Source organism: Longitalea luteola, assembly GCF_017356035.1.
Classification (GTDB): Bacteria; Bacteroidota; Bacteroidia; order Chitinophagales; family Chitinophagaceae; genus Niastella; species Niastella luteola.
On the sequence record NZ_JAFIQX010000002.1, the window covers coordinates 838,256 to 851,644 of the forward strand.

Genomic DNA, 13,389 nt, shown 5'->3' on the forward strand with positions numbered 1-13,389 from the left:
ACGAGGTAAGAAGTAGAGGTAGGTGTTCATGCTTCCTACTTCCGACTTCGTTTCAGTCAGCCAACGTAAAATGGAAAGTGCTGCCTTTGCCGGCTTCCGACTCTACCCAGATCGTGCCGCCGTGCAGCTCAACAATTTTTTTGCAGTGCGCCAGCCCAATGCCCGATCCTTCATACAACGAGCGGTTGTGCAGGCGTTGAAAAATGATGAATATGCGTTGCTGGTACTGTTTTTCTATACCTATGCCATTGTCGCGGAATTGAAAATGCCAGTGCCCGTTTTCTTTGGTGGTAGCTATCTCAATACGGGGGGCGATGCCCGGTTTTTGAAATTTAATGGAATTACTGATGAGGTTTTGGAACAGCAGTTTTAATTCTGTTCGAAACGCGTTCACCACCGGCAGGTCACCTGCGGTGATCTCTGCCTTGTTCTCTTTGATCACTTCGGCCAGGTCGGCCAGTACTTCGGCAAGTGCTACGCTACAGTCAACCGGTTCAAATTGTTTTTCGCGGCCAATGCGTGAATAATCAAGCAGGTCTTTGATCAGTGTTTTCATTCTGTCGGATGCCTGGATAACATAGTCGATGTATTTGTCGGCATTTTCATCGATCTTACCACGGTATTGTTTGCGAAGCAATTCTACAAAGCTGGAAGTGGTGCGCAGGGGTTCCTGCAGATCGTGGGAAGCCACATAAGCGAATTGTTCCAGTTCTTTGTTCTTGATCTCCAATTCAGCCGTACGTTGTTGTACTTTTTTCTCCAGCGTAATATTCGCTTCCCTGATCTCTTTCTCCAATCGCTTTTTTTCTGAAATGTCGCGAATGGCGGTCGTTATCAGCACGCCTTCTTCTGTTTCCAGCGGACTGATACTTAATTCCACCGGGAACTCTTCGCCGTTCTTCCGGCGGCCTAACAACTCAAGGCCTACGCCTGTGGAGCGAACGCCGGGGTTATCATAAAACAGTTTCTGGTTCTCAAGCGGCCCTGTACGAAACCGTTCAGGTAATAATAATTCCACGTTACAGCCGATCAGTTCATTTTTATGGTAGCCGAAAATATTTTCACATTGATTATTCACCAGGTGAATGATCCCTTTTTCACTCACGATCACGATAGCATCGGGCGCCGATTCAAGCAACCCTTTGAATTTCTGTTGTGCCTGCTCAATGACGCTGATGCTGCGGGCAAGTTCCTCGGCCATGGTGTTGAAATTATTGGCCAGTATGCCGATCTCATCTTTTGAAAATGCCTGTGCCTTGCGGGTAAAATCATTTTTGGCAACCGCTTTGGCCGATTGCAGAATTTCGTTCAGGCCTTTTTGAATATTGCGGCTAACCACGATAGCCAGTGTTAAACCGGTTACTTCAACGGTGAGGGCAATAGCAAATAATAATTTCAGCACCAGGTTTTCAAGCCACCGCGATCCTTCACCTAACACGTAAGAAAATTCATCTTCCAGTTTTGTAAGGCGGGCATTTAAAGGGTCTACCGCCTGAATGATCCTGTTGATATTTTCCTGTGAAGGATTGCCAGAGTTGATCTCTTTGTGCAATTGCTCGCCAATTGGAATGAACTCGGCCACCAGCGGATCGGCTGCTGTCCATGCCTTGATGGCTTTATTGATATATGAAATGCTATTGAAGCGGGTGAACAGGGTGATCATGCCGTCTACATCATCTTTGTGATTGCGGCCTTCAATAAAGCCCTGGCGGGCGGTATCCATATTGGGATTCTTCTTGCTTAGTTCAACCAGGGTCTTATGATCGCCCCTGGGCACTTTCATAAATTCTTTAAATTTCTCATAATCGGCTTCGTCGTGTGTACGGCTGTAACGCAGTAACTGGTACATGGCGTCTTTCTGTGCTTTTGACCAAAGACCTTCACCGCTTACATATGCCCGTACCGAGGAAAGGGTATGAATGGAAAACACCAGCGCCCCTAATTCAATAGCTATCAGGGTAGCCATGATGCCTACCGTGAAGTATAACTTTTTGGCAATGGATACGTTCTTAAACCACTTGAAAAGCGAAACACCTTTCATCTAAAATTATTTAATTTTTCTTTGGGCCGGATGCCCGCCCGGGTGCCCGGCTGTGGGTCGCTGTTTTTGGCAAAATCAATATGTTATCTTAAGGGCTCCAGCGCTGGAATGATCTCACAGGCAGCCATTGCCTGCCTACTATGATTGGTTGAACGTTAGCCTGGGAATACATTTTTGCTACTAAACGGGCCGGAGGCAGCGAAGCTGGCTGCCAATACGCGGAAGATAGTAAAATTTTTAACGATTGTAAGCAGCCGTAGAAAAATAAAGCCCGAAAGAATACATGGTGGTGTAGTTCTTTCAGGCTCAATTAATTTTTCCTTCCGCTTAGAAACCATACTTGGTTACTCCCGGGATGGGAACGGGGTAGTACCCTTCGTCATTTGGTAATACCGGCGGCATAGCATTGAAGTCATATGCCTTGGGTTGCAGGTCCAGCCCCGAGTTCAATGCTTTATCCCATTCTACCACCTGGCCGGTGTAGGTGGCCATACGGCCAAGAATGGAGGTCATGGTGCTTTTAGCGCCCATTTCTGCATCAGCGAATTTGAATTCACCTTTGGCTATAGCCGCAAACAACTCATCATGTTCGGTTTGATATGGATTGTTCTCACTTTGTTTATCAAACTGGAACAGTACTTTTCCTTTATAATCGGTGATGCTGCCTTCACCGCACTGGATCTTTCCTTTGGTGCCAATAAGCAGTTCATCAACCTTGCTCATGGTTCCAGGTATATGGCGGCACTGGCTGTTCAACACAGAACCATCGGCATAGGTGAATTCTACATAATGATGATCGAATATTTCACCATGGTCTTTGCCCTTGCGAACCTGGCGGCCACCCATGCCCTGGGCTTTTACTGGGTAACCTTCCTTGAACCAGTTCACTACATCAATATTATGAATATGTTGTTCGCAAATATGATCGCCGCATAACCATACAAAATAGTACCAGTTGCGCATCTGGTATTCCATTTCGGTTTGTGCATACTGGCGTTTACGTACCCAAACCCCATCGTTATTCCACCAGGCCTGTGCCGAGGTAATATCGCCAATCAGCTTTTTGCGTTTGAATAATTCGCGGTATGAGTTCTGGTAATGGCGTTGCAAACCTACCACTACATTTAATTTTTTTTGTTTCGCAGTTTCGGCGGCATCCAGCACCTTTTTTACACCGGCGGGGTCGGTGGCCACCGGCTTTTCCATAAATACGTGTTTGTTTTGTTTAATGGCCTCCTCGAAGTGAATGGGACGAAAGCCGGGCGGTGTTGCAAGAATCACAACATCTGCAAGAGGAATAGCTTTCTGGTAGGCGTCGAAACCGGTAAATTTTCTTTCTTCAGGAACATCAATGCGCTCGGTTAAATTTATGCCTGGGTTGTTTTTGGCAGTTTCGGGTGAGGTTAAGCGTTTATAGCTGCGGTCGAGATTATCGCGAAAAGCATCGGCCATAGCCACCAGCTTTACGTTTTGTTTACTCAGCAAAGCCTGCAAAGCAGCGCCGGTTCCCCGGCCGCCGCAACCGATCAGTGCTACTTTTATGGTATCATCTGCTCCGGAAAAATAGTTGGCTTTTGTAATAAATGGGGCTGCGAGTATTCCTCCGGCCAGCCAGGTAGATTGTTTTACAAATCGGCGGCGCGAAGCGGCAAGGTTGTTAGATTGTTCAGTGCTCATTTGCATCAGTTTTAGTATAACAAAATCAGGAACCCTATATCAGATTGACCCGGTAACGCAGGTTACTCATGGCAATATTTTGCATAAAACGCCTCTGCTTCTTCAGCTGTTGGCGCCTTCAGCGGACGAACCACCCGGAAGCCAACGGCCATGGCATCGGTTAACCACCATTTGCTTTTGGGCATCTGGGGATCGCGTTTATTCCAAGAAGGATCTGATGGCACACGGCTGGCACAACGCAGCGCATCAGGTTTATCAAGGTACCCACCCCCACGTACAGCCCGGGGATAAGTAACAGTAGGCGCTACCATCGGGTTATGGGCCGTATCGGTAAGCGCTGAAAAATAATCTTCCCGGTACTCATCCAGCGTCCATTCACTTACGTTGCCCAGCATATCATATAAGCCCCAGGCATTCGCTTTTTTCTGCCCTGTTTTCTGGTATTTCTTATTGCTGTTATCGGCGAACCAGGCATATTCTTTCAATTGCTTTAAATCATCGCCAAAATAATAAGCGCTGGTGCTGCCGGCGCGGCAGGCGTATTCCCATTCTGCTTCGGTTGGCAGCCGGTAAAAGATACCGGTCTTTTTATACAACCAGCGGCAATACATCATAGCTGTATATTGCGACATACTGTTAACCGGAAATCCGCCCTGTTTGCCCATGCCCCAGCTGAGATCGATGTACTGCGGCGTAGGGCGGGTAACTGCATCTACTTCAGAATCACGCGGTGTATTTTCATCGTTGAAGAACAACAAAAATTCATCATAGGTCACTTCTTTGGCGCCCATCCAGAAAGCATCGAGTTTGACCTTTTTGGCAGGTCCTTCTGCGGGCTTGCGGCCTGGTTCAGCGGCCGGACTACCCATCGTAAAACTGCCAGCCTGTACAGGAACCATATTAAAATTTACGGTGCTGCCTGGTATGTTTTGATCGTAGGGTATGAATTCGGTTGACGTACTGGATTGGGCCATGGCACTGACAATCGCAAACAAAAAAGAAATTATGAATACTGATTTCACAAGGCTGTTCTTTTGGTGAGAAAGTGGAAATTAAGAAATTAAAACATTTGAACTACATCAAAACCCGGATTAAGTTCTGAAAACGTTTTTACCGGACTGAAACCGCACACCTGCGAATGACGCGATCAGCCTGCGTTTGGTTGCAACTGCCTGGCTCATTCGGCCAAAGAAAAAATGCTTAATAAGTTTAGCTTTATGCAAGTTTGATATAACCTTCCATATATGAAATACCCTTTATTTGTTTCTTACCCATGCTCTCTTATAAGTCGTACAGCGATGACAGAACCCTAAACCATTATGCACCTGTTTATTTTTTGTTTTACAGCGGGTGAAGTTGATCGCTTACTATTATTATCCATAATTTTAAAAAAACGGCACTATATGAAAAGACGATCCTTTCTGCAGCAATCTGCCCTGGCCGGCGCTTCTTTATTTACTGCTTCCCGCATAAGTGCTGGTACCCCGGGCTACCGGCCAGCAGTAGCTGATGCCAACAAGCCTTTCAATTTAAATTATGCTTTTCATGACGGTATGTTCAGGAACCATGCGGGCAACGATATTATTGACCAGATAAAATTTGGCTACGATCAGGGCTTCCGGTCTATTGAAGACAATGGCATGATGAAGCGTACGGCGGAACAACAAAAGAAAATAGGAGAAACATTACAAAAGCTGGGCATGAACATGGGCGTATTCGTGATAACGTCAGATAACTGGCACTGGAATACCACTCTCACCACCGGCAAGCAGGAATGGATCGATAAAATGCTCAACGATTGCAAAACAGCGGTGGAAGTGGCCAAACGCTGCGGGGCCAAATGGATGACGGTGGTACCAGGGAATTTTGACAGATCATTGCCTTACGATTACCAGACAGCCAATGTAATTACCGCTTTACGAAAAGCGAGTGCCATTCTGGAACCGCATGGTCTGGTAATGGTGCTTGAAATGTTGAGCGACAATCCCGACCTGTTCCTGCGTCACTCCGCTCAGGCTTATATGATCTGTAAAGCGGTGAACAGCCCTTCGTGCAAGATGTTGTTCGATATGTACCATATGCAGCGCAATGAAGGCGATATCATTAACAACCTTAATAAATCCTGGGATGAGATAGGTTACCTGCAGATAGGCGATAATCCCGGCCGAAAAGAACCCGGAACCGGTGAAATGAACTACAGGAATATTTTCAAACATATTCATAGCAAAGGATTTAAAGGCATTTTAGGGATGGAGCACGGAAACTTTCAAAAAGGGCGGGAGGGCGAGCTGGCATTGATCAAAGCCTACCGCGAGGCAGATAGTTTTCTGTAAGGCTTCGTTAAAAATGTAACCGGCAGAACAGCGAGTGTTAAATTTGCATCATGAATATCTTCAGGATGAAATCAGTTGTTCCCGGCTGTTTACTGATGCTGTTTTTATTGTCTGGATTGGTAAGCCGGGCACAGGATGCTCATGAGCTTATAAAAAAAGTCAAGGATAGGCTGGCGCTCGTGAAGGACTACCAGGCTGAAGGCGTTATGAAAACAGACGTCTCTTTCATGAAAGTACCTGAGTCGAAGGTGACGATCTATTATAAGAAACCTGATAAGTTCAAGATCAAAAAGCAGGACGGGATCTCTATTGTACCCAAGGGTGGTGGTAATATTAATCTGGCAGCTCTTTTTGAAGGGGATAACTATACAGCTGTTCCGGCCGGAAAAGGCACTACCAGTGGCGCCCCGGTTGCCATTGTAAAGTTGCTGCCATTGGATGAAAAAAGCGACGTGGTAGTTTCTACCCTGTATATAGATGAAAAAGATGCCCTGGTGAAAAAAGCTATAATCACTACCCGGGAGAACGGCACCTACGAAATGGAAATGCAATACGGCAAGTATACCAGCCGCGGCCTGCCCGATTTCATTACTTTTTTATTTGCTACCAAAGATTATAAACTGCCTAAAGGACTTGCATTTGATTACGATGCCGGCGAGCAGCAGCCAAAAACAAATGCGGCAGCCGCCAATCAAAAGGGTAAGATCCAGATAGCCTACACCAACTACATTATCAATAAAGGCATCGGTAATGAGATCTTTAAGTAACGTTAGTTAGTAATGGTGTACAACATGGATGTTGCAGCATTTCATTGATGCTGTATTTAGACAGGTTTCTTTTTTATAATTTCACTTAGGTGATAATCAATATTTTGATGGGTAGATACAAATCTTTATTACCCGTAAGAGAAATAATATATTCAATACATGCGTTATATATGCGCACATTAATTGTGAAGATTACACCCGAAAACTGAAAACATGTCTTTATTCCTGCGATTAACCAATTTACCTGCCGGTTATTTATTTTCTTCCGGAACCATAGCTGTTGTATTACGAAACGACCTGGTGAGGAAAGACGACAAACGCAACACTAATTCTTAGCTAAATATATTGTTTCTATCGCGGCATGCATTCGGGCATACCAGCATATACATAATATAGCTGCATGGCTATACAACGATATTTTTTACACCTTACCTTACGGTTGTCTTGCTCTGATGTGTGACCTTTTTGCTGAACCTTAACTTATGCTTCGCATGAAATGAGTGCCCCTACAAAGGGGAGGCTATGCCTGCTAACACATTTCATAAACCTTGGCCTATGCTTTTGCTGAAATAGTTGCAATGACTGGCATCTTATTTCTTAAACCTTAGCTTATGTGGGATAGTGCCCCGGCTCATGGGGTCAGCCTTACAAGGCCAAACTATTTCTTAAACCTTAGCCTACTTGTCCTATCTAAATAAAAGATCCTCCCGATCATACAGGAGGATCTTTGTTTATGTGCTCAATTCAGTTCATTCGTTGGTGTTATCTTCCTCGATCTTTTCATCTTCTACATTGGCCAGAATAGCCGGCGTTACTTTCTTCACGGGATTGCGATGGCTTTCAACATAACCACTGCGGCGGTTAATGATATCGATGCACTCGAATATAGCCGTTAGAAAAGAGGAATGGTCTGCTTTATTTTTTCCTGCAATATCAAAAGCGGTACCATGATCGGGCGATGTGCGAACTGCTGGTAAGCCGGCAGTATAGTTCACCCCTTCACCAATAGCCAGCGATTTAAAGGGTATCAATCCCTGGTCGTGATACATGGCCAGTACGGCATCGAATTTTTCATATTGCCTGCGGGCAAAAAATCCATCGGCGCTATAGGGTCCCATCGCCAGCATAAAATGACGTGCGTCTTTAATGGCTGGTTTAATGATCTCTTCTTCTTCCCGGCCAATCAAACCTTCGTCGCCGGCATGGGGATTGAGGCCCAGCACAGCCACTTTGGGTTTATCAATGCCAAAATCTTTTATGAGTGAATTGTTGATGATGCTGAGTTTTGAAAGAATGTTGTCGCGGGTAACATATTTAGCAGCTTCGCTTACCGGAACGTGTTCGCTCAATACACCCACTCTGAAGTTGCCCGCCACCATCAGCATGGCAACATCCTGTACACCAAAAACATGTTTCAGGTAAGGCGTATGACCAGTGTAGTTGAATTCGTTGCTGTGGGTGTTCTTTTTATGGATCGGCGCTGTAACCAATCCATGAATTTTACCTTCTTTCAAGGCCTGTACAGCAGTGGTCAATGATTTGATGGCATACTTACCACCTACATCAGAGAGCTGTCCGGGGGTTATACCCACTTCTTCTTCCCAGCAATTGAAAATATTGATCTGTTTAAAGTTAACGCGGTTCAGTTCCTTAATGCTTTGATAGCTGAAATTGATATCAGGTACTGATTTGCGATAAAAATTGATCACTTTATTGGAGGCGAAAATGACGGGGGTACAAAGCTCGAGCAGGCGGTGATCGTTCAGGGTCTTTATGATCAGTTCAGCCCCGATACCGTTCAAATCGCCGATCGAGATGCCTATTATAGGTTTTTGTTGTTGTGCGTTCATTGTGAGTTTACTATTGAAGCGGCTAATTTACGATATAATGTTCAAGGTGTGATTTTTATGCTGCCGGCAATATCGGCCGCCACGAGCTGGCCCATATACCGGTTGGCTGATGCAGTCAGCCGCGGTTTGTGCATGTCCTATTTGATTGATATGTAATTACTTATACCCAATGATCCTTTTGTTGAAAAAAGGTGCTGATTAAGATACTATTAAGGTTGCTGTGGATTTTTACAAGCCACCGGTTAGTCGGAGCATTTATGCATGTATTAGGTTGTTATCCCATTCAAGGCAGGTAAGGTGAAACGATAAGGGTTTATTTTAGCGCAGCACCACCAATAATTTTTACAAACAATCGTTTATAGCTTGCGAAGAATCCGTATTTATGAAAAACACCCTACTCGCTGTGTTGATCACAACAGTGTGTTATGATCACATGCATGCACAACGTATAACTCCGCAGGTTATCGATAATACTGTTACTCGCGGCACGGTAACCGATGGCTCTAATTCAGCAGATAGGCTGGCGAGTGATATTTTAACAACCAATAAGCTGGTAGATGGTGTGCTTACGAGTAACAAGCTGGCTGATGATATCCTCCATTCACAAATAATACCTGATGACGTTGCATTGCCCCAAAGGGGGCAAACGGCGCCAACCACATTAATGAAGAATAGCACTATGGGCGAACAATGGTCATATGCCCGTTATGTGCAACAACAGTTATTCCCGATAAAAATAGTAAAAAAGCCCCGGCCTTTTAATTCAAAGAGGACCGGCTGAAAAGAATAAAGGTTGAACTAAGGTTTAAGTTTCATGCGGATCAAAAGAGGTCCGGTTGTTTTTCATTCATGAATGATGCAACCCTGCCTCTTTTTTAATTGGCAACCTGCCTGCTGGCAGGCAAAAAGCATTGACTGTTGCAGAACAGGCCTTTTGGGCCTGCCTGCAGCGATTTCGCGCGGTTCAGAGGAGCGGGAAGCGCTGGCAGTTTGCCAGTATTGTCTATTGCCTGTTGATTTCCGTATTTTTGCCATGTGTACACACTAAAAAAATCGCTGGGACAGCATTTTCTTAAGGACGAGAATGTATGTCGTAAAATAGTACAGGCGTTACAGGAGCATCCATTTGAGCGGCTGCTGGAAGTGGGGCCGGGCGGCGGTGCCCTCACCAAATATTTACTTGACCTTTCTGGCATTGACTTCAAATGCGTTGAGGTGGACGAGGAGAAAGTGAACTGGTTACTGCAGCAGTACCCTGCTTTGCAATCAAAGATCATTCACCAGGATTTTCTCACCGTTGATCAGCCATTCAGCGAGCCCTTTACACTCGTCGGAAATTTTCCCTATAACATTTCTTCCCAAATTCTATTTAAAGTGTTGGAGTGGAAAGGCAGTGTACAAACCGTGATCGGTATGTTCCAGAAGGAAGTAGCACAGCGGGTGGTGGCCAGGGAAGGCAATAAGGTGTATGGCATCCTGAGCGTATTGGTACAGGCGTTTTATGAGGTGGAATATTTGTTTGAAGTGCATGAGAATGCGTTCAATCCGCCCCCGAAAGTTAAAAGCGCGGTGATCCGGTTAACACCCAAACAAACAGTTCCGGAAATGAAAAGTGAACGGCAGTTCTTTGTATTGGTGAAAACGGCTTTTAACCAGCGGCGTAAGACACTACGTAATGCAGTGAAAAGTTTATACACACCCGAAGCATTAACAGATACCATATTCGACAAAAGGGCCGAACAATTGACGGTGAATGATTTTGCCCGGCTTACTTTTACCATGAAATAAATTGTAATTACCCCGATACTGGAAAAGAAGGAAGATGAAGAAAGTCATTATTACCGCCAAAGTGCACGACTGGCTTATAGAACAGTTACAAAAGAAAGAGTTTATCGTAGAATATGTTCCCGCGGTTAGCTATGAAGAGCTCTTAAACACTATTCATGAAGCAGAAGGTTTGATTGTTACCACCCGCATAAAGATCGATAAAACGTTACTCGACAAGGCGACCCGGCTCAGATGGATTGGCCGGCTGGGCAGTGGTATGGAATTAATAGATGTGGCATATGCGGAAAGCAAGGGAATTAAATGTGTAAGCAGTCCTGAGGGCAACCGCAATGCCGTTGCCGAGCATGCCCTGGGCATGTTGTTGAACCTCATGAACAAGATGAGCAGCAGCATGCAGGAGATCAGGGAAGGCAAATGGATCCGCGATGCCAATCGCGGCATAGAGCTTACCGGTAAAACGGTAGGTATCATTGGCTATGGCAATACCGGTAGCGCTTTTGCCCGGTTGCTGGCGCCTTTTGATGTTACGGTACTGGCCCATGATAAATTTAAATATGACTTTGCAAAGGGGTATGTACGGGAGGCCAATCCCGAACAGATTGCGCGCTATGCCGACGTGATAAGTATGCACCTGCCATTGACTGACGATACATTTCATTACGCCAATGACGCCTTTTTCGACGCTCTCGAACGTAAGCCATTTTTCCTGAATACGTCACGCGGAAAGGTACAGGAGACTGGCGCCATCATTAGAGCCCTGCAAAATGGCAAAATTGCGGGGGCCGGACTGGATGTATTGGAAAATGAAAAGCTGGAAACCTATTCTGAAGCCGAAAAAAAGGAGCTCGATTGGCTTTTGCATCAGCCCAACGTGCTCATAACACCCCATACCGCCGGTTACAGCCATGAAGCATTTCATAAAATGGCCAGCGTTGTATTAGAGAAACTTGGCATATAATGCTTTGCTTTAATGAAATTCTAATCCCGTGGGAGCAGTTCCCGGCTTTGTGTAAGTTTGTTAAAAGCGGCTTATTGGAAACCCATTGTAAGCCCATTAAAGGCAGATTAAGACAGATTTACAGGCAGCTTCAACCTACTGATAATTATCAACAGCCTATGGTTGCCAACAAAGAGCATGATTCCTGTTAAAAAATCGAACGGGGAACTTAATGATTCTGAAAAAAACTTTATTTTTGTTTTATAACAGTAGTGCAACGCTTCAGCCCTGAGGCGTTGTTCTTTTTTTCTGTTTATAGTAGAAGCCAATTATATCTGGTTAAAAAAGGAGGTTTTTATGAGTAGTGTTCTTTACGTTACAAAGGAAACGCTTGAGCAAATGAAAGAAGAACTGCTTCGGATGCGCACAGTCGATCGTCCGGCTGCGGCCAGGGCAATTGCAGAAGCACGGGAAAAAGGTGATTTGAAGGAAAATGCCGAGTACGATGCCGCCAAGGAAGCCCAGGGCATACTTGAAGCTAAAATAAAGAAGCTGGAAAGCGATATTGCCAGCGTTCGTATACTGGATACAGAAAATGTAGATACCAGTAAAGTATCAATTCTTACAAAAGTTACTATCCTCAATCTTGCCAACAAGAAAAGGATTACCTACACTATAGTTTCTGAAAAAGAAGCTGATCTGAAACAAGGAAAGATCTCGGTGACCTCGCCCATAGGTCAGGGTCTGCTTGGTAAAGTTGTTGGCGACGTGGCGGAAGTTCAGGTTCCTGCCGGTTTGCTCAAATTTAAAATTGAAGAGATCACCGTTTAACAACGGTGCTGTTTCCCCGATTCCCGGATACTTCATTACTATTTTCATAAGGCTGGTGCTGCGATTTACCTACATTTATATTATATATAAATAACCGGGCGTATGACAATATTTTCAAAGATCATTGCTGGTGAAATACCGGCCTATAAGATTGCAGAAGATGAACAGTTTTTTGCATTCCTTGATATTTTTCCTTTGGTGGAAGGGCATGTGCTGGTGATACCGAAACTGGAGATAGATAAGTTCTTTGATGTGCCGGATGACTACCTGGCCCGCATGCTCGTATTTGCGAAACCAATAGCCAAGGCCATTGAAAAAGTGTTTCCGTGCAACCGGTGCGGACTGGCTGTAGTTGGCCTGGAAGTGCCACATGCACATTTGCACCTCGTGCCCATTAACGGAATAAATGATCTTAATTTTACACGCGGAAAACTGAAGCTTTCCGCTGAGCAGTTAAAAGCCGCGCAGGAGAAAATAGTAGCTGAGTTAAAAAGTTAGCAGGTTTTACGAAGCACCAATTGCGTATTGATTATTGTATTGAATTGTCTATTGCCTGTTGGTTATTCTGTCAGGATTTTTCGCAATAAAATCCTCCCAGCCTTTTAATTTTTTATTGGTGATCTTCTGCAGCGAATTATCCTGAAAATGATGGCAAACCGCTACGGCCAGGGCATCTGAAGCATCGAGGTATTTAAGATCTGTGTTATTCTGAATGGAAAGGATGCGTTGCAGCATTTGCCAAACCTGTTCTTTAGCAGCATTACCATTGCCCGTAATAGACTGCTTTATTTTTTTAGGAGAATATTCAAAAACTTCCACGCCGGCGTTCATGGCAGCAGCAATGGCCACGCCCTGCGCGCGTCCCAGTTTCAGCATACTTTGTACGTTCTTTCCAAAAAAAGGTGCTTCGATGGCAAAGCTGGCGGGTTTATATTGCTTAATAAGGTCACTCACCTTTTGATGAATAAGCTGCAGCCGTTCATAATGTTCTTTACGTGCACTTAGCTTTAGCGTGCTCATCTCCATGAGTTTTAGTTTTTGCGGCGATACCACTATAATGCTGTATCCCATGAATAAGGTACCGGGATCAATACCAAGAATTATTTTTGAAGGTGTTTGCAAGGAGCGTTGGGATTGGATTACTTTGTGAACATATTTTGGTGAC

13 protein-coding genes are annotated in these 13,389 nt (G+C 44.8%); 8 read left to right on the plus strand and 5 right to left on the minus strand.

Annotation, left to right across the window (positions count from 1 at the left end; all coding sequences use genetic code 11):
* Positions 1-52: 52 nt before the first annotated feature.
* From JUB15_RS07710 to JUB15_RS07720, 3 genes are all read right to left on the minus strand, one after another.
* Positions 53-2,041, minus strand: a complete 1,989-nt coding sequence (locus JUB15_RS07710; RefSeq protein ID WP_207511880.1) for an ATP-binding protein — start codon at positions 2,039-2,041, stop codon at positions 53-55.
* Between the two features lie 327 nt (positions 2,042-2,368).
* Positions 2,369-3,718 carry a Gfo/Idh/MocA family protein gene (locus JUB15_RS07715; RefSeq protein ID WP_207511881.1) on the minus strand — a complete coding sequence of 450 codons (1,350 nt, stop codon included), beginning with the start codon at positions 3,716-3,718 and terminating at the stop codon, positions 2,369-2,371.
* A gap of 62 nt (positions 3,719-3,780) precedes the next feature.
* Complete coding sequence (locus JUB15_RS07720) at positions 3,781-4,713, minus strand: formylglycine-generating enzyme family protein (RefSeq protein WP_242696235.1); 933 nt, start codon at positions 4,711-4,713, stop codon at positions 3,781-3,783.
* Positions 4,714-5,121: 408 nt separating this feature from the next.
* Between JUB15_RS07720 and JUB15_RS07725 the strand changes: the two genes are divergently transcribed.
* The 3 genes from JUB15_RS07725 (at position 5,122) to JUB15_RS28580 (ending at position 7,154) form a co-directional block, all read left to right on the plus strand.
* Positions 5,122-6,051, plus strand: a complete 930-nt coding sequence (locus tag JUB15_RS07725; RefSeq protein ID WP_207511883.1) for a hydroxypyruvate isomerase family protein — start codon at positions 5,122-5,124, stop codon at positions 6,049-6,051.
* Between the two features lie 50 nt (positions 6,052-6,101).
* Positions 6,102-6,818 (plus strand): hypothetical protein, encoded by a 717-nt coding sequence (locus JUB15_RS07730; protein WP_207511884.1) that lies wholly within the window; start codon positions 6,102-6,104, stop codon positions 6,816-6,818.
* Positions 6,819-7,031: 213 nt separating this feature from the next.
* Entirely contained in the window at positions 7,032-7,154 is a 123-nt protein-coding gene (locus JUB15_RS28580) for a hypothetical protein (protein WP_255539603.1), read from the plus strand.
* Between the two features lie 413 nt (positions 7,155-7,567).
* Here JUB15_RS28580 and pdxA read toward each other — a convergent pair whose 3' ends face one another.
* Positions 7,568-8,668, minus strand: a complete 1,101-nt coding sequence (gene pdxA, locus JUB15_RS07735; RefSeq protein ID WP_207511885.1) for a 4-hydroxythreonine-4-phosphate dehydrogenase PdxA — start codon at positions 8,666-8,668, stop codon at positions 7,568-7,570.
* A gap of 382 nt (positions 8,669-9,050) precedes the next feature.
* On the opposite strand from pdxA, the gene JUB15_RS07740 reads away from it, so the two are divergent.
* The 5 genes from JUB15_RS07740 to JUB15_RS07760 all read left to right on the plus strand — a co-directional run bounded on the left by JUB15_RS07740 (position 9,051) and on the right by JUB15_RS07760 (position 12,722).
* Positions 9,051-9,449 (plus strand): hypothetical protein, encoded by a 399-nt coding sequence (locus JUB15_RS07740; RefSeq protein WP_207511886.1) that lies wholly within the window; start codon positions 9,051-9,053, stop codon positions 9,447-9,449.
* 254 nt (positions 9,450-9,703) lie between these two features.
* On the plus strand, positions 9,704-10,456 hold the full coding sequence (gene rsmA / locus JUB15_RS07745; protein ID WP_207511887.1) for a 16S rRNA (adenine(1518)-N(6)/adenine(1519)-N(6))-dimethyltransferase RsmA: 753 nt from the start codon (positions 9,704-9,706) through the stop codon (positions 10,454-10,456).
* A gap of 34 nt (positions 10,457-10,490) precedes the next feature.
* Positions 10,491-11,414, plus strand: a complete 924-nt coding sequence (locus JUB15_RS07750; RefSeq protein WP_207511888.1) for an NAD(P)-dependent oxidoreductase — start codon at positions 10,491-10,493, stop codon at positions 11,412-11,414.
* A 336-nt stretch (positions 11,415-11,750) separates the two neighbouring features.
* Positions 11,751-12,224 (plus strand): transcription elongation factor GreA, encoded by a 474-nt coding sequence (gene greA / locus JUB15_RS07755; RefSeq protein WP_207511889.1) that lies wholly within the window; start codon positions 11,751-11,753, stop codon positions 12,222-12,224.
* 102 nt (positions 12,225-12,326) lie between these two features.
* Positions 12,327-12,722: an HIT family protein gene (locus JUB15_RS07760; protein ID WP_207511890.1), complete on the plus strand. Its 396-nt coding sequence runs from the start codon at positions 12,327-12,329 to the stop codon at positions 12,720-12,722.
* A 48-nt stretch (positions 12,723-12,770) separates the two neighbouring features.
* Here JUB15_RS07760 and ruvC read toward each other — a convergent pair whose 3' ends face one another.
* On the minus strand, positions 12,771-13,346 hold the full coding sequence (gene ruvC / locus JUB15_RS07765; RefSeq protein ID WP_207511891.1) for a crossover junction endodeoxyribonuclease RuvC: 576 nt from the start codon (positions 13,344-13,346) through the stop codon (positions 12,771-12,773).
* Between the last annotated feature and the right edge of the window lie 43 nt (positions 13,347-13,389).